Raw genomic sequence first — 21,822 nt, forward strand, 5'->3', positions numbered from 1 at the left:
GGCGTCGTTATCGCTCGTGGCTTTTCGCAATGTGACGATATCCCCGGCGACAACACTCAGGAACACCGGCAGCGGCAACCTGAGTTTGCGGGCGGACGCGGCGAGCATCAACAACACTGGCAGCGTGGCAAACCAGGGCATGATCGACTGGTCGGGCAGTACGGGTTTCGCGAGGTCGTTCTATGACATGAACGGCAGCTACAGCCCCGGGACGATCCTGGCGAATCCCGCGTGGACAGCCGCGCCCTATAGCGGTCTCGTGACGCAAGTGACCGGCTACAAGCTGGTCAATTCGTTGACCGATTTGCAGAACGTATCGCTCGATCTGGCAGGCAACTATGCGCTCGGCAAGGATATTGATGCCAGCGCGACGATCCTCTCTTCCGCCACCCCCTCCTCCGGCGTCGACTTCGTCCCGATTGGCAGCGCAGCGACCCCGTTCTCGGGCCAGTTCGACGGCATGGGACATGTGATCGACCATTTCAGTCAGAATGAGTATTACTCACCGTCGGGTACCCGGTCGCTTGGCCTGTTCGGCGAGATCGGCACCACGGGCGTCGTGCGCAACGTCGGCATGACGAACAGCGCACTCAATGCCGTCTTCGACGTTTCGTTCAACTCTCCCATTTCTGTCACATACGGGATTCTGGCGGGCCGCAACCGAGGGTTGATCACCTACGCGTACACGACCGGCGTCCGGTCGTCCCCCCACTATGGGAACACTCCGCTTGGCGGTTTGGTAGGTACCAATGACGGTCTTGTCGAGCGCTCCTGGAGCAGCGCTTCCGTGGGCGATGCAGGCGATGCAGGCGGGCTCGTCGGCGTCAACTTCGGACGGATCGTTCAGTCATTTACTACCGCGGATGTCGGCGGCGACGTGCGCCTGTCGCCGGGCGGACTCGTCGGCTTCAACAGTGGCACGGTGTCACAGTCCTACGCTGCCGGCAGTGTCATCGGGCTGTTTGCGGCTGGCGGATTGGCTTACTCGAATAGCGGCGTGATCGAGCAGTCGTTCGCATCTGGCCCGGTTCAAGGCCCTTCATATCAAGGTCCGGATTACGGCACTTACGGCGGAATCGTGGCGTTCGACAACGGCGGAACGATTGCAACGAATGTCTACTGGGACAAAGAGACGACGACACGAACGGTGGGCACTGGAAATCTCGCACAACTACCCGTGTCAAACGGCCTCACAACTGCTCAGATGAGCAACCCGTCGAGCTTCGACGCGTCGTGGGACTTCAGCCCGACCGGCGCGTGGGTCATGCCGGCCGGCGCGACCCACCCGATCCTGCGCTGGCAACTGGACCGGTAGGCACTGCTCGGAACCCACGGCATCCGCTAGGCTCGCTCTGCCCCATCACCCGGCGGCGACAGCAGCTTTGTGGGGGACGCGGTGCCCCAATGTGCGCCTCGGTCGACTACGTCCTGATCCAACCGGCCGCATCCGACCCAACGCCGTGATTCGTTGTCGGAACTGCGGATGTCGCTCTTGCCAGCAAAACCTGCCACCGAGAGAGTCACTCATGGCACCTCGACACTCTCACGAGTCGAGCGATTGCATTCCGAGGAAAGTCGTCTATAATTGAGTGCGTACTCACTCTATATCGATGCACAGATCTATGGCGCGCCCTTTGAGTCCAGAAAAGCGATATGCCCTGTTATTGTCCGCAACGCAGGCGGTTTCTGAACTGGGGGTGCTGGCCAGCACGTCGAGCATTGCCCGGGGCGCAGGCGTGGCTGAGGGTACCTTGTTCACGTACTTTGAGAATAAGGAGGCACTGTTCCAGGAAATCTATCTGCACCTCAAGCGGAGCCTCGCGGAAACCATCATGCCGGACTATCCGCACGACGCAGACTACAGGCAACGCATGGAGCATGTTTTCCAGCGCTATGTGAGTTGGGGCCTCGCTAACGCCGCCGGACGGTTCGCCGTCTCGCGGCTCACGGCATCGGGGCATATACTCGACGAAACCAGAGCGCAGGGTATGGAGGCGTTTCTGGAGGTGTCCCGGATGATGCAGGATGGAGTGCGTGATGGCGTGCTGGTAGATGCGCCGATCGCCTTTCTTTCGTCCGTGATAGAACACATTGCAGATACTACGATTGACTACGTTGACAGGCATCCCAAGGACGCCGAACATCACCGGCAACTGGGATTTCGTGTTCTGTGGCGGGCAATCACGCAGTAAAAATTTTCGACTATCATTGAGTGATCAAGCACTCATTATTTGTAAGGAGATCTGAATCATGTCCATCCAGAAGTGGTTCATTACCGGCGCGTCCGGCGGCTTGGGGCTCGCCCTCACGGAAAAAGCGCTGGCCCAGGGGCATCCTGTGGTTGCGGCGGTTCGCCGTGTCGAGGCGATGCAGGCGCTCAAGCAGAAATATCCGGCTCTGCTCGAGTTGGAGGCGGTCGATTTGATGAACCGCGAGCAGATTCAGGCCGCCGCGGCACGCCATCCTGATGTCGATGTGGTCGTCAACAACGCGGGAGGTGCGGTGATCGGCGCAATGGAGGAGATGAGTGAAGCCGACATCCAGCAGCAGATCGGGCTGAATCTGCTCGCGCCTATTCATGTCACGCGCGCGTTCCTTCCGGCATTGCGCGCCAGGAAGCGCGGCACGTTCATCCACGTCAGCAGTGTAGGCGGACGTGGCGCCTTCCCCAGCGGTTCGTTGTACCACGCGGCGAAGTTCGGCCTTGAAGGTTTCGCCGAGGCGGTGAGCCAGGAAATCGTCGAGTTCGGCATCAAAACCATCATCATCGAACCGGGGTCCATCAAGACCGGCTTCGTGGCGAATATCAGCTGGACCGAGGAACTCGACGCCTACAGGGACGGTGCGGTCGGCAAGCTGCGCCGTCAGGTCAAGGAAGTCGGCGATGAATACGCTTCGGGCGACCCCCTGAAAATGGCCGACGCCATCTATACGATCAGCCAGATGCCGGAGCCACCGCTGCGTACCGTCCTCGGCGGAGATGCATATTCGGTGCTGGAAGGCAGCTATACGCGGAGCCTCGCCGCGCTGCAGGCGCAAAAGGAACTCGCCGAATCCGTGATGTTCGCGGGCAAGGCCGGATTCAATCCACAGTGAGCATTGCGACTGCTGTATAGCAGCGTGCCGCCACGAAGCAATGTGCTTTGCCAACGGCGACAGCGAGGAACGCGTTCGCGGAACTTGCCGCACGGCATACATGAAACGCGCGACTGGTTCACAGCGACTTGCGTTCGCGCGCGATGCCGAATGGTTTGAAGGTCGCCCGCGCCTCTGTCAAAAAGGCACCGATGTCGGTGCATCTCAAAAGGTAACTATCATGTCCAAAGTCTGGCTGATTACAGGTGCGTCCCGAGGTTTGGGCCACTCCATTCTCGAAGCAGCGTTGCAGGCCGGCGGTAAGGTACTCGCGAGCGCGCGCGACATAGCGCGATTCGCCGATTTGCAGGCGCGCTACGGCGAGCGTCTGGCTACGTTCGAACTTGACGTCACGAACGAACAACAGGCGAAGGAGGCCGTGTCCGAAGCCGTTCGTCTCTTCGGTAGCCTGGACGTCCTCGTCAACAATGCCGGCTACGGCCACATTCAGCCGTTTGAGTACGTGCGAGCCGAAGATTTTCGTGCGCAGATCGAGACCAATCTCTTTGGCGTGGTGAACCTTACCCGTGCAGCCATCCCGGTGATGCGTGCGCAGGGCGGTGGCCACATCTTTCAGGTTTCATCGGCAGGCGGCCGCATCAGCAGCCCGGGACTTTCGGCTTACCAGGCTGCCAAATGGGCGGTGGGTGGATTCAGCGACGTGGTGGGCAAGGAGGTCGCGCCCTTCGGGATCCGCGTCTGTACGCTTGAGCCAGGTGGCATGCGTACCGAGTGGGGCCATGAGGCTCGCGCGACACTGCAGAGTCTGCCGCAAGATTACGAAGCATCGCTGGGAGACTTCAAGGCGCTCATGGATGCCTACGTCGGCCATGAAGTAGGCGATCCTGAGCGCATTGCGAAGCTGATTGTGGCGCTCGCCTCGCGTGCAGCGGTGCCCGCGCGCCTCGTGCTTGGCTCGGACGCCTGGCAGGTCGTCGAAGCCGAGGAACAGGCGCGCCGCGAGACGATGCAGTGCTGGAAAGCCGTCACCCTCGCTGCCGATTTCGGCGCGGCACCGCCTGCATGGCCGTCGGAGTGATGCGATGCGAGTTGTCCTGATCGGCGCAACGGGCATGGTCGGCCAAGGCGTATTGCGTGCGTGTCTCAAGGCCCGGGACGTCACCGAAATCATCGTGGTGGGCCGGCGCACGCTGCCTGGCTACGAGGATCCGCGGTTAAGGGTCTTCGTTGTCGCCGACCTGAATAGCTTCGACGCCGCAGACGATACATTCGCCAACGTCGACGCATGCTTCTTTTGCGTCGGCGTATCTTCTTTCGGCATGTCCGAGTCGGCGTACAGAGCGGTGACCTATGACCTCACCCTTCATCTCGCGCAACAACTGCTTGCCCGCAGTCTGGGCATGACAATGGTGTATGTATCGGGGGCAGGCGCGGACAGCAGCGAGCAGGGCAAGTCAATGTGGGCCCGAATCCGGGGACAAACAGAAAACGCGTTGCAGCGGCTGCCGTTTCAGCGGTTGGCCATTTTCCGGCCCTCCGCGATCGTTCCTGAAGACGGGATCCAGTCGCGCACCGCCATTTACCGGTGGATGTATGCCGTGCTCAAACCACTACTGATGCTGCTCCGGCGTATAACTCCAGCTAGCATATTGACCACTGGAATTATTGGCGACGCCATGCTTAATGTCGTACGTCGCGGCGTGCCGCAACCTGTCCTCAACTCGGCCGACATTTATCGATTGGCCGTCACACAGACATGACCGCAACGTCAGACTGCGGGTAGGAGCGGTTAATCGAACGCGGTTTCGTGGTTGCGTACGAAACGGCTGACCGAGCGACGACCGCTTGCGAGGTATATGAGCCATCCCCACGGCGCTGCAAATTGACGGGAACAATAGTAGTAAGAACTCGCTCGATGCCGACCATTCTGATTTTTCACATGGGGATTCGCTGCTTGTCCATTCGTGCACAACCTGCGAAGGCAACCTGAAAGCTGAAATGGGCGGTCCGGATTGGCCTCTCGGAGTCAGCGATGACAGAAGCCATGGAACAAGCCGGCAGCCGTCGAACTGTTAAAGACATGGTTCGCATCTCGCAGGCTCGAATTCTTTGCTTTCGATTGAGCAATCTGGCCGGGACGTGATTGAGGACCAACCCCGGCGCGACCTGACACCCATCAGCAGAGCTTGTGATTTGTATGAAAAACAACATAGACTGAAGACTTAATCAGTCAGCCTGATGGAGAACCGATCATGGATTGCAAGTCTCGTCACTGCGCCTGCCCGGATTCCCCGCAATCCATTGAAAGCGGCCGGCGTACAGCGCTGAAGACAGGCCTCGGCATCGCACTTGCCGGAGCAGTCAGCACCGCTGCGCTCTCGGTGTCTTCTGTCTCTCTGGCCGCGGCACTCACGCAAAAAGAGCGTGACAATCTGACGCCCGATCAGATCATTGAAGGCATGAAGAAAGGCAACGAACGTTTTCGCTCGGGAAAGGCGCATCAGCACGACTATCTCGCCCAGAAACGGGCAAGTGCCGGTGGCCAGTTCCCCGCCGCCGTTATTCTCAGTTGTATCGACTCCCGCGCCCCCGCTGAACTTATCCTCGATTCCGGCATCGGCGATACCTTCAACGCACGTATAGCGGGCAATATTGCCAATGAGGATCTGGCAGGAAGCCTCGAATTCGCCTGCGCCGCGGCCGGAGCCAAGGTCGTGTTAGTGATGGGCCACACCGATTGCGGTGCGATCAAGGGCGCTATCGACAATGTCCAGCTTGGCAATCTGACCGGCTTGCTTGCGAAGATAAAGCCTGCCGTTGATGCCACGCAATATGAAGGGAAACGCACCGGCAGCAACATCGAATTCGTAGACAAGGTAGCAAGAGTCAATGTCCAGAACACGATCGACGACTTACGCAAGCGCAGCGAAATCCTGGCGTCAATGGAAAGGGATGGAAAGATAAAGATGGTAGGCGCGATGTATCACCTGAACAGCGGGAAAGTCGAATTTATGTCATGACATCGCTGCCGCGCGGCTTGGCACCAACTAGCCCGCCTCCTAGTTTGGCATTAGTGAAGGACAAAGCGACAGCTTGGGCCTGCCCGGCTACTCACCCAATGCGGAACTGAACGCGCTGCGATTTTCGGTCAGCGCCAACCATCGTCTTGCGGTCGAAGCGGACATCATAACGGCCTGGTTACGCAGCGATGCAGGCGACAGTCCCATAGTCGAAAATACGAATGGGCTGTTAGGGCAGTACTTCCCCAAAGGCACCGACCTGTCGGTGTATTCGCAGGCAAAACTCAACGCTGTGGCAAGACGATTGAATGAGCATCCGCGAAAGACGCTGGACTACGAAACGCCCGCTGAACGATTCCGGCAAACTATTGCATCCACCGGTTGAATCCGCCCCACAACTACTGCCGCTCCTTTGGATAGGCAAGTCGATCGAGTAGAACTTTCTGCTTGTTCAATAGGCGTGATCTTTCTTGTTCATGAAGATAGACCGATCGCGCGCATGATTTAACGCGAATGTTCGAGCTGGCCGCCTGGTAGCGTCCATTTGCGTCGCCGCACGCATGTGCCCATGACTGCATTGGAGCTTCGTCCCCGCCTATCAATCGAGCTTAGTGGATCATACCGATCGCCTGTCCATGGTCGGTCGCACGCTCTCCCGCGACTTCAACCAGAAGCGAATCGCCCATTGCGCAGTGTCGTTCAACTCCCTGGTGGATGGTTGTCGCACTGTGTTGGCCAGGACCCACGCCCAATTGGAGCGCCGCGTAATGCCTAAAAAGCGAAACGTCGACTCAGGCACACAGGCAAAGACCGCTGCGAAGCGCGAGATTGAAGTGCTGTCCCACGCATACACGAAAGCCGTGGAGTGGGGATATCTAGACTCACATCCGTTCAGGGGAGAGTTAGGCCAGGCGGGGAAAAACCGCGCACGCGATACATTGAGGACTGGGAGATCATGGAATGCCCTTCCCTGCAGTCGCGGCGATATTCGGGCAGTGTGCTGGCGATCCAGGCGCACGGTCGCATCAAACTTCTCAATGGAAGCGCCGCGGCGACCCGCTTCGGCTAAGGATGTCTGACCTGCAGGACGACGGGATTCATTTCACGCCAGGCAAGACCGAACACTCCACCGGCAAGCGTCTGATTATCGAATGGTCCGAAGAACTGCGCGAAGCCGTGGCTTTGGCGAAATCAGCTCGTCCGGTGAAGCTCGCGCCGTAGTTGTTCTGCAACATGCGCGGCGAGGGTTACTTCGACGAAGAGGCGGGCCGCGCCGGCGGATGGGACACGATGTGGCGCAACTTCATGACCAGGGTTCTGAAAACGACCAAGGTGAGAGGGAGGTGCACCGAGCACGACATGCGCAAGTGACGCGGAGACTTTGGAGCACGCCCGGGCGCTGTTGGCGCATGCCGACGGCAAGGTGACAGAGAAGATTTACCGGCGGAAGCCGGAACGCGTGAAGCCTTTGCGATGACTCGCCAAAGGGACAACCACCGTATAAAGGTACAGCCGGGAAACTCGGCAGGCTGGAAAGCCTTATGGGAATACTGGCGGAGAGACGGGCCGCCTCCGCCTATCACGGTACATCACGCATCATCACGCCCCTTCACTCAAGCCATTGTTTTACTTGCACTTTGTGTCTATATCCGTCTACCATAGGCCACTCAAATCCATGGCTAGATCATGGGTAGAAACGTGGGTATAAAAACAGGCGGAGAGCGCATGGCGCGGGGAATCGAAAAGCTGTCTGACCGCAAGGTTCAGACGCGAAAAGAGCCGGGATATATAGGCGACGGCGGCGGACTATGGCTGCAAGTGAGCAAGTCCGTAACGAAGTCATGGATATTCAGATACTCAAGGCATGGGAAGACCCACGACTTGGGGCTTGGTCCATACCCTGCCATCTCTTTGAAGGCTGCCCGCGATAGAGCGGCCGAACTACGCACTACCCTTGCAACGGGCAGAGACCCGATGGCAGAACGTGCCATTGCGAAGGCAGATGCCGCTAGCCGGATGACGTTCGACCAGTGCGCAGAAAAGTACATCGCTGCGCATCGTGGCGGCTGGAAGAACCCAAAGCATGCCGAGCAGTGGACTAACACCCTAGCAGCGTACGCGTCTCCAATCATTGGCGCTCTGGACGTGGGACACATCGACACGCCCCATATCGTCCGTGTTCTCGAACCGATCTGGACGACAAAGAACGAAACCGCCTCACGCGTGCGCGGCCGAATTGAACGGATTCTAGCGTGGGCAACGACTCACAAGTTGCGTACTGGCGACAATCCAGCCACGTGGAAGCATCACCTGGATACCCTATTACCTCCCCCTGGAAAGATACAGAAAGAGAAGCATCACGAAGCGCTGCCGTATCGCGCCATTTATGCGTTCATTCAAGATTTGCGGCGTCAGCGTGGCGTAGCAGCGCGAGCGCTTGAATTCACGATCCTGACGGCTGCGCGTACCGGCGAAACCATCGGCATGGTGCGCGACGAAGCGGACCTAGCGCAGAATATCTGGACCGTGCCAGCTGGTCGCATGAAGGCATCCAAAGAACACGCCATCCCGCTGTCGGAGCGCGCCGTCGAAATCCTGAAGGAAATGGAGGCTGCTCGCAAATCAGACGACGATTGCAAATTCATTTTCCCCGGATGGACCGGCGAAAAGGGGCTGTCGAACATGGCCATGCTGAAGCTGCTGAAGGACATGGGCCACGCCGGCCTGACGGTGCATGGATTCCGGTCCACGTTCCGCGACTGGGCCGGCGAACAAACGCACCACGCGCGGGAAGTCATTGAACACGCATTGGCACACCAGCTGAAGGACAAGGCCGAAGCCGCTTATCAGCGCGGCACGCTGTTTGAGAAGCGCCGCAGCCTGATGAATGACTGGGCCGCCTACATCGAGACTGAGCCGCCAGCAGCGCTGGTCGCCATCGCAGCATGACGAATGCCCCGCTTAGTACGGGGCTTTTTCATTCTAGAGAAAAAACTCTAAACCACTGTTTTCGTGATGAGCGGTGACGATAGATTAATCGCCCGCATTTCGCGTGATTACTTGGATGGGGAAACGAACTGTCGCACGCAGAACCCACAAGAGGAAGCGCCGTCTAGCTTCGTCCATCATGGAACCATCCTAACTAATTGGATGAACCGCAAACATGGACCAGAAACCGAAGCGAATTCTGCGTATCACGGACGTCATTCACAAAGTCGGCATGCCGCGCTCGTCGGTCTATCGCGCAGCCTCGCTTGGCGAGTTTCCGAAGCCTATCAAGCTGGGCGAAAAAGCGTCTGGATGGCTTGAATCGGACGTGGACGCGTGGATTGACAGCCGCGTAGCAGCATCGCGCACGCAATAAAAAAAGGGCGCCAATCATGCGACTGGACACCCTCCAAGACAAACCTAAAACCACACACAAGTTTACCACCATGCTCCAGAGATTTTCACGCGAATTCACGTTCGATCTGTTCATCGTATTCCTCATCAATGCTGTGCTGGGAGTGACGCGATGAGCGATAGCCAATACTTGACGCCTGCAGATTTACTTGCGTGGGAGAAAGTCAACTCTGCCATGCTTCGTGACGAAGCGGAGCGTCAGCGGCGCGTTGTGGATGACGCCGTTATCAAGAGCGTGATGCAAGCGAGGCAACGCGGCGTGGGCCTGCATGAGGCTGGACGCTTGATCGTGCGTAACTTTCACTATGGCTGCCGCGATGGCATCAACTACACGCCCGCCGCTGTTCGTCGCGCGCTGCAGTCCATCGGCTGGGAGCCGAAGCGCAAGCAAGCCGGAGGTGACGCCGAGTGAACGCGTTCATTTCGATTGAAGAAATCCGTGCCATGCAGAAGGCTGGCAGGCTGGATGCACCTGCAGCGCCCGAGCATTCGCCGCGCCCCAAGAAAAAGCAGCCGCCGCGATACCCGAAGCCTGAAGGGCTGCTGAAATGGGAGGCTGAACAGCGCGAGGCGAGGAAGGCCGCGAACGACAACGCACGCGCCGAAGATGCGGCTGTTGATGATGAAACCGTCGATTCCGACGTTCGAATTTCGATGATGCTGGCGGATCGCATGGCCGGCACGTTCCTTTATGAGCACGGCGGCAAGGGCTGGCGCGTGTATCTGGATGGCCGCTGGGAGGCGTGCGCGACTGGCGAAGAAACCGAAATCGCTAAAGTCATCGGGCCTGCAATTCTGAAGGAAGCGCTGGGCAGTACCGCCAGCGACCCTGACGCTGCTGGACGCATGATCCGACTGGCGAAGCGCGCCATGTCCGCTGCGGGCGTGAGCGCAGCGCTGCAGTTGGCGCGCTCAGACCGGAGGCTGGCAGCAAGACCGGCTGATTTCGACCAGGACCCCGACCTGCTGAATGTGGCCAACGGCGTCATTCATTTGCCCAGCGGCGAACTGCGCCCACACAGCCCCGAGATGCGCATGGTTCGCCAGTCGCCCGTCGAGTACAAGCCCGACGGGCAGGCGCCGCAATGGCTCAGGTTTCTGGACGAAATCAGCTGCAATGATGCGGACTGGGTGGACTACTTGCGCCGTGCGCTTGCGTACACGCTTAGCGGGCGCGTGAATGAGGAAATGCTTTTCTTCATGCTGGGGCGCGGCGCGAACGGCAAAAGCGTGCTGGTGAATGTACTGCGGGCCGTGCTGGGGCCGTTCGTCGGGAGCGTGCCGACCAGCTTTCTGGCCACGTCGAAGAACGACAACAAGGAATCCGCATCGCCGGTAAAGGCCAGCCTTCAGGGTTTGCGGATGGCGCTGGCGAACGAGGTTGAGGCAGGGGCGAAACTCAGTTCGCAGACGGTCAAGGAAGTGACGTCCACGGAAGCGATTGCAGCGCGCCACCTGTACAAAGACCTGTTCAATTTCGCGCCCACGCACAAGCTTTGGGTGCGCGGCAACCACAAGCCGATCATTACGGATAACGATGAAGGCATCTGGCGTCGTATCGCGTTGATACCATTCGAGCGCAATTTCTCGCCGGACGAGCAAGACAAGCGGCTGGAAGAACGTCTGCTTTCCGAACGCGAGGGAATCTTGGCGTGGCTGGTGGCGGGCTATGCGGAGTATCTGTTGCACGGACTGCGCCCCGCCAGGCGCGTTGCTGCCGCCAGCGCCGCGTATCGGGCGGATTCAGACCTGGTTGGCCAATGGCTTGACGAAGATGCGCTGATCGATCCGGCTATGTCATGCGCGAAGGATGACGCTTACGGCTCTTACGTCGCGTGGTGTGGCCGCCAGGGCGTGGCCGCAATGAGCAAAACATCGCTCACGCGTGCATTCGACGAGCGGGGAATCGCGTCTGGAAAGACAAACACGCAGCCACGCGTGCCGATCTACAAGGGATTTTGCCTATCGCGAGACACGCGGCCCTTCTGACTGTCCGACTTGTCCGACTTTGGAGGCGTTTTTGGCAAAGTCTCTAGATTTTCATTACATGAGAGGACTTTACGGAAATCGCTCCCAAACCCGGACAAGTCGGACAGTTCGCCAATGACAAAACGTACACAGTTGCACCGCATCCTTGATGACATGCGAAAGTTGTCCCTGGCACTGCTTAGGGAACGCAGGTTTACTGCGCGTGCTGGTGATGTACTGTTGCTGGTCGGTGTGGCAATCGGTGATGCTGAGTGCAAGCCCCATGACAGCGCACAAGCTGGAAGGCTACGTGGGGCATGCCACGGCCAACGATAGTGCGCAGGCTGGCGAGCCTTGAGCGTGTTGGCCTGGTGGCGCGTGATGGTAGGGGCAGATACAGCCTGACTGATGAAGCCCGCAGGCGTGCCGCTGGCGTGCCGTAGACGTGGGATGGCGGCCTGTGGGTGGCAGGCTGGTAGGCGGTGGGTTTGTAAGGCTTCAGAAAGAAAAGGTACTCCGCGATGGGGTGGCAACTGCGGGAGCAGTCTACCCCCGGAAGCCGATATCTGCGTGCGTTCGCAGAGCGAACTTTATGATTTCATTCGTTGCACCAAAACAACGCCCAGCAACGAATGTTGCGGACTGGTGAAATAAACAACCCCACTCCGAGCGCCGCTTTACATCGTGAAGTGCAGTGAACCCCGTGAAGTTCGATGAAGTTGCGTGAACGTACGTGATTGATTTAATTGATAAAAGGTCGCACAAGTGCGAAAAGCGCGGGTATAATTGCCACAAATACTCCCTGGGATTCCTAATCACCATGATCGAAAACATTGAACCGGCGTACAGCACCGCAGACGCCCGCACCCTGATGGCCATTGCCGAACGCGCAATCGCTGCGGACGCAGCAGATGCACGACGCCGCGCCGATGCTGGCCGCAACGTGCGCACGAATCCGTTTATCAGCGTGATCGATTCCGCTTCGCGCGCCCTTGGCTACCAAGACGTGGGGGCTGAAGATGCGCCGCGTCGCGTGGCAAAGCCCGCTGCTGCGTCCGAAGAAATTTCCCTGCTGGACCTGATCGCGGACGGCAATCCTGTCCCGGATGGCGTCTACGCGCTGAACATGCATCCCACCGGGCAGACCGTTGTGCTCGATCCTCGCGCCGTGATCGAGGCAAACAGCCGATGCGCTGCCGCTGGTGCCCGCATCGTTGTCGCGACGCCCCGCGACAGCCTGAAGCTGATCGATGGGCAGCGCACCGATGCTCTGTACGGCTTCCGGGATGACGCCGGCATTGTCCGTGTGGTAGACCCCGCTCCGTTCGCTGCCGTGGCCGATGGCGCATCCGCAACGGTGCAAGCCGTCCCCGTGCATGACGCATCCATTACCTGGTCCACCGCACCGTCGTATGCGTTCACGACCAGCATCACACGCCCTCAAAACATCGCTGTCGGCGGCGGCGAATTCCTGCGCCGCAACCTGGTTGAATCGGTGCTGCGCGGTATCGGACAGCTGGCGGATACGATCCTGCTGAATGCGATTGACGCGGCCACGCCTGCCGCCTGGTCAGGCTTCGGCGCGGCTGCTGCGCGCAATCTGGAGTTTGGGAACCTCCGGGCACTGGTGGGCACTGGCGGCTTTGGTGCGGCCGTGCGTCAGGACGGCACTCTGGCCGTGCAAGGCATCGACGCCGAACTGACGAGTTCACACAGCAAGACGTTCGTCGGTGCCTTTGGCCGCGCCGCAGTCATGCTGTGGGCCGACCTGCGCATCGTTGCGAAGCGCACGTCAATTGACGGATCCACGAGCATCACGTGTTTCGTGAATGCGCTCCCTGCTGTGCCTGACGCTGCGGCGTTCTGGGAAGTGTCAGCATGATGTTCGGTCACAGCGGCCTGTTCGCCCGCCTGCGCGCTGCTGTGATCGGCAACCCGGTTGCGACCGAGTTGCCGACCGACGAACCGCCCACGGCCTGCGCTCTGCTGATCGCAGGTTTGAGCTTCCATCACCGCGACAATGACCCGGAAACGGATGCACCACGCGTCATCTGCATGGCAAGCGATGGCCGAGCGGGCTTTCAGTACGCGAACGACACGGCATCCGCGTGGCTGCGCGAGCGCTTCAGCATGAATGACGAGCAAACGAAGCGCGCGATGCGCATGCTGCGTGATCGGTTCGCTGAGTGGCAGCGCATGGATGGCATAGCAACGCGCGGCAATGGCCAACGAAAATGGATGACGGATTACTAACATGGCACAAATCACTTTCAGCACGCCGACCGATGTTGTTGAGCGCGTGGAAGCCGAGCGCGTTCGCATGGAGCAGACGCTGGGCATGCGGTTCTCCACGTCGCAAATCCTGACTGGCCTGATTAACCGCGCTCTCGAAGCGCCGCAGCAAAACAAATTTCAAACCGCGCCTGCCGGGTAAATAGCAGGACTGGTCAGCCGCGTTACCAGCTCGGAAAGGACGCGGCCACGGCCTGGCCCACCGTGGTCTACAACGGGCCACACCCTTCGCCATCCTGGGGCCGGAAATGCCAGGTACTACTACGAAATCATATGAGCCGAACCACACTTATCGAAGCGGCCGACCAGGTTGGCGAAGCCAGCGCGACGCTCGCGCGCTATCGCTCATTGCTGGCCGCTGCCGGCAACATCAACGCGCCAGCCGTAACGCACGCGGTGACCGACATTCGTCGCGTCGTCGCGCAGCTGGAATGCACCGCCGTTGCGCTTGCGTCCGCTCAACGCCTGGAGGCCTCCGCACCATGAAATCACTTCTTGCGACGCTGTTTAAACGCCGCGTCGAAGCTGTACTGCCGCCCGCACCCGAACCGAAGTCGATGCCCACAGCGACGGCCCCCAGTAAGCGCAGATACGGCAAGGGCAAGCGCCGCCATCCGGCGCCAAAAGGTGCGCGCCGTATCGATCCCAATGGCCCAATCATCCGACAGGTACGGGGCGAGTGATGGCGAACGTTGATAGCAACAATCTTTTTGTGCTGTGCGTCGCGATGATTTCCACGGCCGACGCTCTATCGCATGACGCAAGCATATCGGCCGATCTCAACGCCGCTGCGGGCCGACTGCGTAACGCGATGAAGTCCTGGAAGGGTGTTGCCTATGCTTTTCGTGACGTGACGCCGCCAACGACTGGAGGCGCCTCGAAATGACAATACGTGTTCATGGAGCGCCCAGGGGCCGCGACGTTACCCGCAACATCAATGCAGGCGACCCGTTCGACCGCGCGGTGGAGTTGATTTTAGGCCCGCGAATGCCTGGAGACGATCCTGAGCGGCGGCGTAGCGAAGCCCTCGCATTGGCTGCGGCTGCTATGCGGGCAGCTGGCGAATCCGTTTTGGCAAACATGGCTGGCAGTCACGCAGCCGTTTAAACGAACCACTACCATCGATACCTAGATGAACAATCACATCGAAATTCTTGCATCGAACCTCGCCCGCGCGCACGCGCAAGCGATCCACGATGATCTACGCGTGCTGGCGGCGCACCCCGATGAATCGGCCGATCAACTGACAGAGGAAATCGCGTCGGCCATTGAAAAACATGCCGAGCGTCTTGGGGTCTGTCTTTGCACCCACGAACAACTGTTGACAAGCTGTTGACCTTTTCTCGCAATGGTGTATTATCGCTGTCAGGCATAGCCTACGAGGTTACCCCAGCTGATCTGGTGGCCGCCTGAAGCCCGCGAAAGCGGGCTTTTGTGTTTCTGGCGTGACTATTCGAAGCAGCTATATTTAGTTCCGAGCAGCCCATTATCATCCGTACACCGAATATCCAGTAGCTTCCCGGCTTCTGCAAGCACGGCGTAGGCGCGATGGGCCTTATCATATCCGCCACAGCATACCGGCCACAGCACAAGGTCAGCAAACTGCATCAAAACCGATTCTTTCGTTTTGATGCGAAACTCAAACAAAGTGCTGTGCAGTTGTTCCACTGTCAGCGGTCGATACTTCAAAGATGTGCCCGCGTTAAATGGCAACCCGTGCTGGCGCATCTCATCGAAATATCCCTTAAATTGCTGCTCCGTTGGTTTATCGCTTCGCTCCAAGTAGACGCGCAACCTGATGCCGTCGTGAAGCGCAACCTTCGCAGCGCGCTCTACCGCAATAGTAAATGCGGTCCTGCAAAGCTTCCAGCGACGATCACCATACTGCTCCATATAGCGCTTGTTGTAGCCAGGTCTATCAATAACGCACGCGAGTACGTGAATTGGCAAGCTTACAATTAGAGTCGTAAGCTCGTGCATGAATTGGCTGTAACGCTCCTTCGTCAATCCATCAAGCCAACGGAACCTCTTCGTTTTGTTTCGGATGTCATATGAGCGCAGCGGCGCGTCCGCCATCTCGGTCCAGCGCTCGCGAAATGCTTTGATTGCAGCTTTAGCGGCATCTTCATCGTCCGATTTGATCAGCAAACCTCCCAGCGCGAACCAGTCCGGACCCTTGGCGCTTGCGTCTCTGCTACGGTCAGGGTCGCGCGCCCCTGAGTCGTCCATGTAAAAATGGTATTCGGTTTTTTGCATGCCGTAACTATGACATATAGCCAGACTTAAACAATCAGCCTTTCGGGTTTTGCCGTCAACCTGACAAGCAATCGCCGTCACGCAGAAGTTTTATACACAAGAGGCAGCTTCTGGCGGGGCTTCGACTTTGCATCTGTATGCCCACGTGATTTGATTTTCACACGGCGCGTCGAGCGCTAGGCGTCCACTGCAACAATTGACGAATTTGCGATTGCAGTACCGCTGATCGACATTCATCGCGCAAATCTCCCCACTTTCCTGCGAATGCACCGCGCATATAAGCGCCCGCAACTTCTTGAAATCCTACTTCGGAAAATTTCGGCAGCACACGAAATACCGACTCAACCCCGCATTCAGATGACGCTTCCCGCAAGCGATCAGCTACTTCGCTTTGAGCGAAATTCAATGTTTCCTTCAGAACGAACATGTAGGGGTCAGCGATCTGGAGCGATGAGATCATTGATGCCGCGCATTCAACGTCGCCCCGCGACAGAGAAATCCCTCTCGCACTGGATAGCAAATGGTAGGTTCCCCACCACCCAGCTACCTCCTTTGTGACAGTTACAAATGCCAAGCACTCACCCAGTACTCCGGGATATGCATCGTCTAGTCGATAAACATGATACTGCGTGGGGTCAGACATAAAACCTCTCTCAGCGGTTATTCAGTACTCTCAACATCAGTATCTTCATCGCGCCAACGCTACCTGTGCACACCGCTTGACCGCAAACGGGCCGGCATGCAAACGAAAAAGCCCTGCTCACCGAAATGAACAGGGCTTTCTACTGCACCGCGTTTCGCCACATGGGTAAAACATCGATGATAAATCAAAATCCTTTGAAATCAAGGATTTAAAATTCGTTCTGGCGGAGAGACGGGGATTCGAACCCCGGATAGGTTATTAACCTATACACGCTTTCCAGGCGTGCGACTTAAACCGCTCATCCATCTCTCCGGCGGGGAGCCGAATTATAGCAAACTTCGCGCCCTGCGCCACACCCCTTGCGCAAACGAGGCTAAGGATGCCGGATATAGTCCACCAGCGCCCTCGCGTAAGCATCCGGTTTACGGTCGATCAGACTCACCCCGATCGCCACCAGAAACCCCGCCGGCACGCCGAACACGCCCGAGCTGATCGGCTCGATGCCGAACCAGCGGGCGCCGGTGAAGCCCGTCATCTGCGTGAAGAACGGATACGTCGAAACGATGTAGTAGATGCACACCAGCAGCCCCGCCACCATGCCCGCGACGGCGCCGAGCCGCGTCGTGCGCTTCCAGAACACGCCGAGCACCAGCACGGGGAACAGACTCGACGCCGCCAGCGAAAACGCCGCCCCCACCAGAAACAGAATATTCCCCGCATTCAGCGACGCCACATACGACGCGAACAGCGCCACCCCCAGCAACAGAATCTTCGAGATCGTCACACGCCGCTGGCTCGACGCGTTGGGATCGACCATGTGGTAATACACGTCGTGTGACAACGCGTTGGCGATCGTCAGCAGCAAACCATCCGCAGTCGAAAGCGCCGCGGCGAGCGCGCCGGCCGCGATCAGGCCCGACATCACATACGGCAGTCCCGCAATCTCCGGCGCGGCGAGCACGACCATATCGGGCTGCATCTGGATCTCGCTCCAACGCACGATCCCATCGGCGTTGGTATCGGCGAGACTGATCAGGGTCGGCTCCACCTTGCGCCACTGCGTGAGCCATTGCGGCAGATCGGCAAAGTGATGGCCGACCAGGTTGCTCAGAATCTCGTACTTGATCAGCACCGCGAGCACCGGCACCGTCAGATAGAACAACGCAACGAAAAAGAGCGTCCAGCCGACCGAGCGTCGCGCGGACGCCACCGACGTCGTCGTGTTATAGCGCGTCAGGATATGCGGCAGGCTCGCGGTGCCGAGCGACAGACACAGCAGCAGCGAAAGAAAATTGCGCTCATGGATGCGCCGCTCTTCATCGTTGACGGCGGGAAACGGCTCATGCATCGGCACCGGCGCGGCCGCGCGCGCCAGCATTTCGTCGCGGCGCTGGGTCCAGACGATCTGCGCTGCGGCGGCATCGCGCGGAAACTGTTCGAGCGCCCTTTCGCGCTCCTTGATGTCGCGCAGCGGGCCGTTGTGGCGGCGCAGATCGGCGACCTCTTGCGTGAGCCGCTGCTTTTCGTCGACGAACGATTGCGGCAACGTGTCGAGCCGCATCTGCATCAGCGTGGCGCGGCGTCGATAGTCGTCGCGCACGGTCTGCTCGAGCGGCTCGTCGCGCACTTGTTTCTCGAGGCTCTCCATGCGCTCCATCAAACGGCCGTAGCTGAATTGCGGCGCCCAGCCGAGGCCGTCTTTATGCGCGATCATCGACACCGGGATCAGGATCGCCGCGATCAGGATGATGTACTGCGCGACCTGGGTCCACGTGACAGCGCGCATGCCGCCCAGAAACGAGCACACGAGGATGCCCGCGAGTCCGCAGAAAATGCCGACGGCGAAATCCACGCCGATAAAGCGCGTCGCGATCAGGCCGACGCCCTGGATCTGCGCGACCAGGTAGACGAACGAGCACAGGATCGCGGCCAATGCCGCGAGCCCGCGCACCGCGTTGCTCGAAAAGCGCGTGCCGAGAAAATCGGGAATCGTGTAGCGCGCGAGCTTGCGCACGTAGGGTGCAAGCAGAAACGCGACGAGGCAATAGCCGCCGGTCCAGCCCATCAGATACGCAAGACCGTCGTATCCGGTCGAATAGATCGAACCGGCCAGCCCAATGAACGACGCGGCCGACAACCAGTCGGCCGCGGTCGCCATGCCGTTGAACGCAGAGGGCACGCGCCGCCCCGCTACGTAGTATTCGACCAGATCGGACGTGCGTGACAGCACGCCGATCACCGCATACACCGCGATCGGCACGAACAGGAACACGTAGCCGATCCACACGCCAGGGCCGTTCGTGCGCTCGATGCGCCACATCACATAAATGAACAGCAGGAAGCCGAGCGTATAGAACGCGTAGGAGCGGATCAGCCGGTGCGTGAGCTTCATCGGCTCAGCGTCCCGGGGGTGGCCGGCGCAGCGACGCCGGCATTCGTGTACGCGCTGGCGTCTGCATTCGCCTTTGCACTGGCATCCGCATCGAACGCGCGTTGCAGGCGGCGGTCGGCGCGCTGCATCAGCGCGATATACACGACGATCAGCGCGAGGTAGATCAGGATCGCGCCTTGCGCACCGAAATAGAACGGCAACCTGAAGCCCCCGATGCGCACTTCTGCCAATGCCGGTGCGATCAGCGGCAACACGAACGATACGACGAAGCCGATGGCCATCAGCGTCGCGATCAGCGCGACATTGAAACGCCAATACTTGCGATGCGCGAGCGCCATCGCCGCCGAGACCGCGGGCGGTTCGGGCGCTGGATTGAGCGTAGCGTGGGAGTGGTGCGGCGCGGCCATGCGCCTATGTATCAAAAAGCCACCGGGCAGGCAATCGGGATTGACCGCGCGGTGGCATTCATAGCGTGGCCCAAGGGGCCGAACTGTGCGTCAGATCAAGAGCACATCGTTCGATGCGCCCTTGCGAGGAACACAGATGAACCGGCGCTCAGAGCGACTCGCCGAGCTGATCGAGAATCGCCGGGTTCTCCAGCGTGGACACGTCCTGAGTGATCTCTTCGCCCTTCGCGAGCGAGCGCAGCAGTCGGCGCATGATCTTGCCCGAACGCGTCTTCGGCAGGTTCTCGCCGAAGCGGATGTCCTTCGGCTTGGCGATCGGACCGATCTCCTTGCCGACCCAGTTGCGCAGTTCGTTGGCGAGCTTCACCGCCTCGTCGCCTTGCGGACGCGCGCGCTTGAGTACGACGAACGCGCACACTGCTTCGCCGGTGGTGGCGTCGGGCCGGCCCACCACGGCTGCCTCGGCGACGAGCGGATTGGACACCAGCGCCGACTCGATCTCCATCGTTCCGAGCCGGTGACCCGACACGTTCAGCACGTCATCGATGCGGCCCATGATCGTGAAGTAGCCGGTCTCCTTGTCGCGCACCGCGCCGTCGCCGGCGAGATAGAGCGTGCCGCCGAGTTCCTCGGGGAAGTAGCTTTTCTTGTAGCGGTCCGGGTCGCCCCACACGTTGCGCAGCATCGACGGCCACGGACGCTTCACCACCAGAATGCCGCCCTGCCCGTTCGGCACGTCCTGGCCGGTTTCGTCGACGACCGCGGCCATGATGCCGGGCAGCGGCAGCGTGCATGAACCCGGCACGAGCGGCGTGGCGCCCGGCAGCGGCGTGATCATGTGGCCGCCGGTTTCGGTTTGCCACCACGTATCGACGATCGGGCAACGGCCGCCGCCGACGTTCTCGTGATACCACACCCACGCTTCCGGATTGATCGGCTCGCCGACCGTGCCGATGATGCGCAGCGTCGACAGATCGTAGCTCTTCGGATGCACTTTCTGGTCGGCTTCGGCGGCCTTGATCAGCGAGCGGATCGCCGTGGGCGCCGTGTAGAACAGCGAGACCTTGTGCTTGGCGATCATCTCCCAGAAACGCCCGGCGTTCGGATAGGTCGGCACGCCTTCGAACACGACCTGCGTGCCGCCAAGCGTCAGCGGACCATACGTGATGTAGCTATGGCCGGTGATCCAGCCGATGTCGGCGGTGCACCAGAACACGTCGGTGGGCTTCCAGTCGAAGGTCCACTTCATGGTCTGCGCGGCCCACAGCAAATAGCCGCCGGTGCTGTGCTGCACGCCCTTCGGCTTACCGGTCGAACCGGACGTGTAGAGAATGAACAGCGGATGCTCGGCGCCGACCCACTCGGGCGCGCATTGATCCGATTCGACCTGCGAGAGCTCGTGCATCCACAGATCGCGGTCTTCGTTCCATGCGACCTTGCCGCCGGTGCGCCGATAGACGATCACGCTCTTGACCGCTTCGCAGCCGCCCATCGCCAGCGCTTCGTCGGCGATGTTCTTCAGCGGCAATGCCTTGCCGCCGCGCATCTGTTCGTCCGAGGTCACGAGCGCGACGGCGCCCACGTCCACCAGCCGCTCATTGAGCGACTTCGACGAGAAGCCGCCGAACACCACCGAATGCGTGGCCCCAATCCGCGCGCAAGCCTGCATCGCGACGATGGCTTCGATCGACATCGGCATATAGATCACCACGCGGTCGCCCTTCTTTACGCCGCGCTTCTTCAACGCATTCGCGAAGCGCGACACGCGTTGCAGCAGATCCTGGTAGGTCACGTTGGTGACAGTGCCGTCGTCGGCTTCGAACACGATCGCGACGCGCTCGCCATTGCCGGCTTCGACGTGACGGTCGATGCTGTTATACGACGCGTTCAGCTGGCCGTCTTCGAACCACGTGTAGAACGGCGCGTTCGATTCGTCGAGCACCTTGGTGAAAGGCTTGCTCCAGCTCAGCGTCTCGCGGGCGAGGCGCCCCCAGAAGCCTTCGTAATCGCGCTCCGCTTCGGCGGCGAGAGCGCGGTACGCGTCCATGCCGGAGATCGTTGCACCCGCCGTTGCTTCAGCGGAGGGCGGGAAAACACGGCGTTCCTGAAGAACCGATTCAATCGCAGACATCGACAACCCCTTGGTGAAGATGAAACGTAAAACCTGTGCCGGCGCGCCCGTGACGCGCCATGTCCTGTTGACGCCGCGGCAAGCGCGGCGCTGTCTCCAACCTTCGCGGCCCGCGCGCCGCGCCGCCGACCGTGGGTCTGCATCACGCGGCGATGTCGCGCCGCAGCATGCGTGCGCGCGACGGGCCTGCCACTCTTGTGCTTAAACATAAGCGC

At 59.8% G+C, this 21,822-nt stretch carries 23 protein-coding genes, 1 tRNA gene and 1 pseudogene; 19 read left to right on the forward strand and 6 right to left on the reverse strand.

The features are described from left to right. The 19 genes and pseudogenes from P0D89_RS30140 to P0D89_RS30230 all read left to right on the forward strand — a co-directional run. Positions 1–1,315 (forward strand): annotated as a pseudogene (locus P0D89_RS30140) (filamentous hemagglutinin); the annotation flags it as partial. A gap of 319 nt (positions 1,316–1,634) precedes the next feature. After that, positions 1,635–2,192 (forward strand): TetR/AcrR family transcriptional regulator, encoded by a 558-nt coding sequence (locus tag P0D89_RS30145; RefSeq protein ID WP_408363357.1) that lies wholly within the window; start codon positions 1,635–1,637, stop codon positions 2,190–2,192. A gap of 58 nt (positions 2,193–2,250) precedes the next feature. Further along, the gene (locus P0D89_RS30150) at positions 2,251–3,096 is read left to right on the forward strand and encodes an SDR family NAD(P)-dependent oxidoreductase (protein WP_408363355.1); all 846 of its coding nucleotides are present in this window, start codon (positions 2,251–2,253) and stop codon (positions 3,094–3,096) included. 220 nt (positions 3,097–3,316) lie between these two features. Next, positions 3,317–4,174: an SDR family NAD(P)-dependent oxidoreductase gene (locus P0D89_RS30155; RefSeq protein ID WP_408363365.1), complete on the forward strand. Its 858-nt coding sequence runs from the start codon at positions 3,317–3,319 to the stop codon at positions 4,172–4,174. A gap of 4 nt (positions 4,175–4,178) precedes the next feature. Continuing rightward, positions 4,179–4,856 (forward strand): NAD-dependent epimerase/dehydratase family protein, encoded by a 678-nt coding sequence (locus P0D89_RS30160; RefSeq protein ID WP_408363353.1) that lies wholly within the window; start codon positions 4,179–4,181, stop codon positions 4,854–4,856. Positions 4,857–5,348: 492 nt separating this feature from the next. Next, positions 5,349–6,116, forward strand: coding sequence for a carbonic anhydrase family protein (locus tag P0D89_RS30165; RefSeq protein ID WP_408363351.1), 768 nt, complete (start codon positions 5,349–5,351; stop codon positions 6,114–6,116). Positions 6,117–6,165: 49 nt separating this feature from the next. Further along, a complete protein-coding gene (locus P0D89_RS30170; protein WP_408363363.1) occupies positions 6,166–6,501 on the forward strand; it encodes a MipA/OmpV family protein in 336 nt (111 codons plus the stop codon). A gap of 686 nt (positions 6,502–7,187) precedes the next feature. Beyond that, a complete protein-coding gene (locus tag P0D89_RS30175; protein WP_408363349.1) occupies positions 7,188–7,337 on the forward strand; it encodes a site-specific integrase in 150 nt (49 codons plus the stop codon). A 504-nt stretch (positions 7,338–7,841) separates the two neighbouring features. Then, positions 7,842–9,065, forward strand: a complete 1,224-nt coding sequence (locus tag P0D89_RS30180) for a tyrosine-type recombinase/integrase (protein WP_408377622.1) — start codon at positions 7,842–7,844, stop codon at positions 9,063–9,065. A 214-nt stretch (positions 9,066–9,279) separates the two neighbouring features. Next, on the forward strand, positions 9,280–9,480 hold the full coding sequence (locus P0D89_RS30185; protein WP_408363345.1) for a helix-turn-helix transcriptional regulator: 201 nt from the start codon (positions 9,280–9,282) through the stop codon (positions 9,478–9,480). 150 nt (positions 9,481–9,630) lie between these two features. After that, complete coding sequence (locus P0D89_RS30190) at positions 9,631–9,930, forward strand: hypothetical protein (RefSeq protein WP_408363343.1); 300 nt, start codon at positions 9,631–9,633, stop codon at positions 9,928–9,930. After that, positions 9,927–11,507 (forward strand): DNA primase family protein, encoded by a 1,581-nt coding sequence (locus tag P0D89_RS30195; protein WP_408363341.1) that lies wholly within the window; start codon positions 9,927–9,929, stop codon positions 11,505–11,507. The genes P0D89_RS30190 and P0D89_RS30195 overlap by 4 nt, the downstream gene beginning before the upstream one ends. A 712-nt stretch (positions 11,508–12,219) precedes the next feature. Next, positions 12,220–13,368: a hypothetical protein gene (locus P0D89_RS30200; RefSeq protein ID WP_408363339.1), complete on the forward strand. Its 1,149-nt coding sequence runs from the start codon at positions 12,220–12,222 to the stop codon at positions 13,366–13,368. 41 nt (positions 13,369–13,409) lie between these two features. After that, positions 13,410–13,739 (forward strand): hypothetical protein, encoded by a 330-nt coding sequence (locus P0D89_RS30205; protein ID WP_408363337.1) that lies wholly within the window; start codon positions 13,410–13,412, stop codon positions 13,737–13,739. Between the two features lies 1 nt (position 13,740). Next, positions 13,741–13,920 (forward strand): hypothetical protein, encoded by a 180-nt coding sequence (locus P0D89_RS30210; RefSeq protein ID WP_408363335.1) that lies wholly within the window; start codon positions 13,741–13,743, stop codon positions 13,918–13,920. A gap of 131 nt (positions 13,921–14,051) precedes the next feature. Beyond that, positions 14,052–14,264 carry a hypothetical protein gene (locus P0D89_RS30215; protein WP_408363333.1) on the forward strand — a complete coding sequence of 71 codons (213 nt, stop codon included), beginning with the start codon at positions 14,052–14,054 and terminating at the stop codon, positions 14,262–14,264. Further along, the gene (locus P0D89_RS30220; RefSeq protein WP_408363331.1) at positions 14,261–14,461 is read left to right on the forward strand and encodes a hypothetical protein; all 201 of its coding nucleotides are present in this window, start codon (positions 14,261–14,263) and stop codon (positions 14,459–14,461) included. Before P0D89_RS30215 ends, P0D89_RS30220 begins: the two co-directional genes overlap by 4 nt. Beyond that, a complete protein-coding gene (locus tag P0D89_RS30225) occupies positions 14,461–14,664 on the forward strand; it encodes a hypothetical protein (RefSeq protein WP_408363329.1) in 204 nt (67 codons plus the stop codon). Before P0D89_RS30220 ends, P0D89_RS30225 begins: the two co-directional genes overlap by 1 nt. A gap of 246 nt (positions 14,665–14,910) precedes the next feature. Further along, complete coding sequence (locus tag P0D89_RS30230) at positions 14,911–15,114, forward strand: hypothetical protein (RefSeq protein ID WP_408363327.1); 204 nt, start codon at positions 14,911–14,913, stop codon at positions 15,112–15,114. Positions 15,115–15,227: 113 nt separating this feature from the next. Here P0D89_RS30230 and P0D89_RS30235 read toward each other — a convergent pair whose 3' ends face one another. The 6 genes from P0D89_RS30235 to acs all read right to left on the reverse strand — a co-directional run bounded on the left by P0D89_RS30235 (position 15,228) and on the right by acs (position 21,607). Next, entirely contained in the window at positions 15,228–16,034 is an 807-nt protein-coding gene (locus P0D89_RS30235) for a DUF3800 domain-containing protein (protein WP_408363325.1), read from the reverse strand. Between the two features lie 157 nt (positions 16,035–16,191). Beyond that, positions 16,192–16,494 carry a hypothetical protein gene (locus P0D89_RS30240; RefSeq protein WP_408377616.1) on the reverse strand — a complete coding sequence of 101 codons (303 nt, stop codon included), beginning with the start codon at positions 16,492–16,494 and terminating at the stop codon, positions 16,192–16,194. 404 nt (positions 16,495–16,898) lie between these two features. Next, a tRNA-Ser gene (locus tag P0D89_RS30245) sits at positions 16,899–16,989 on the reverse strand. 61 nt (positions 16,990–17,050) lie between these two features. Further along, positions 17,051–19,069, reverse strand: a complete 2,019-nt coding sequence (locus P0D89_RS30250; protein ID WP_408363321.1) for a sodium:solute symporter family protein — start codon at positions 19,067–19,069, stop codon at positions 17,051–17,053. Continuing rightward, on the reverse strand, positions 19,066–19,476 hold the full coding sequence (locus tag P0D89_RS30255) for a DUF4212 domain-containing protein (RefSeq protein ID WP_408363319.1): 411 nt from the start codon (positions 19,474–19,476) through the stop codon (positions 19,066–19,068). Before P0D89_RS30255 ends, P0D89_RS30250 begins: the two co-directional genes overlap by 4 nt. Positions 19,477–19,624: 148 nt before the next feature. After that, the gene (gene acs, locus P0D89_RS30260; RefSeq protein WP_408363317.1) at positions 19,625–21,607 is read right to left on the reverse strand and encodes an acetate--CoA ligase; all 1,983 of its coding nucleotides are present in this window, start codon (positions 21,605–21,607) and stop codon (positions 19,625–19,627) included. Positions 21,608–21,822: the final 215 nt, after the last annotated feature.

Origin of the sequence: Paraburkholderia sp. RL18-085-BIA-A (assembly GCF_046027075.1) — a bacterium.
Taxonomy (GTDB): Bacteria; Pseudomonadota; Gammaproteobacteria; order Burkholderiales; family Burkholderiaceae; genus Paraburkholderia.

Bases quoted from the DNA above. Each gene is read 5' to 3' on its own strand.
- P0D89_RS30150 (WP_408363355.1), top strand. From the start codon at position 2,251: ATGTCCATCCAGAAGTGGTTCATTACCGGCGCGTCCGGCGGCTTGGGG.
- P0D89_RS30155 (WP_408363365.1), top strand. From the start codon at position 3,317: ATGTCCAAAGTCTGGCTGATTACAGGTGCGTCCCGAGGTTTGGGCCAC.
- P0D89_RS30160 (WP_408363353.1), top strand. From the start codon at position 4,179: ATGCGAGTTGTCCTGATCGGCGCAACGGGCATGGTCGGCCAAGGCGTA.
- P0D89_RS30165 (WP_408363351.1), top strand. From the start codon at position 5,349: ATGGATTGCAAGTCTCGTCACTGCGCCTGCCCGGATTCCCCGCAATCC.
- P0D89_RS30175 (WP_408363349.1), top strand. From the start codon at position 7,188: ATGTCTGACCTGCAGGACGACGGGATTCATTTCACGCCAGGCAAGACC.
- P0D89_RS30180 (WP_408377622.1), top strand. From the start codon at position 7,842: ATGGCGCGGGGAATCGAAAAGCTGTCTGACCGCAAGGTTCAGACGCGA.
- P0D89_RS30185 (WP_408363345.1), top strand. From the start codon at position 9,280: ATGGACCAGAAACCGAAGCGAATTCTGCGTATCACGGACGTCATTCAC.
- P0D89_RS30190 (WP_408363343.1), top strand. From the start codon at position 9,631: ATGAGCGATAGCCAATACTTGACGCCTGCAGATTTACTTGCGTGGGAG.
- P0D89_RS30210 (WP_408363335.1), top strand. From the start codon at position 13,741: ATGGCACAAATCACTTTCAGCACGCCGACCGATGTTGTTGAGCGCGTG.
- P0D89_RS30215 (WP_408363333.1), top strand. From the start codon at position 14,052: ATGAGCCGAACCACACTTATCGAAGCGGCCGACCAGGTTGGCGAAGCC.
- P0D89_RS30220 (WP_408363331.1), top strand. From the start codon at position 14,261: ATGAAATCACTTCTTGCGACGCTGTTTAAACGCCGCGTCGAAGCTGTA.
- P0D89_RS30225 (WP_408363329.1), top strand. From the start codon at position 14,461: ATGGCGAACGTTGATAGCAACAATCTTTTTGTGCTGTGCGTCGCGATG.
- P0D89_RS30230 (WP_408363327.1), top strand. From the start codon at position 14,911: ATGAACAATCACATCGAAATTCTTGCATCGAACCTCGCCCGCGCGCAC.
- P0D89_RS30235 (WP_408363325.1), bottom strand. From the start codon at position 16,034: ATGCAAAAAACCGAATACCATTTTTACATGGACGACTCAGGGGCGCGC.
- P0D89_RS30240 (WP_408377616.1), bottom strand. From the start codon at position 16,494: ATGATCTCATCGCTCCAGATCGCTGACCCCTACATGTTCGTTCTGAAG.
- P0D89_RS30250 (WP_408363321.1), bottom strand. From the start codon at position 19,069: ATGAAGCTCACGCACCGGCTGATCCGCTCCTACGCGTTCTATACGCTC.
- P0D89_RS30255 (WP_408363319.1), bottom strand. From the start codon at position 19,476: ATGGCCGCGCCGCACCACTCCCACGCTACGCTCAATCCAGCGCCCGAA.
- acs (WP_408363317.1), bottom strand. From the start codon at position 21,607: ATGTCTGCGATTGAATCGGTTCTTCAGGAACGCCGTGTTTTCCCGCCC.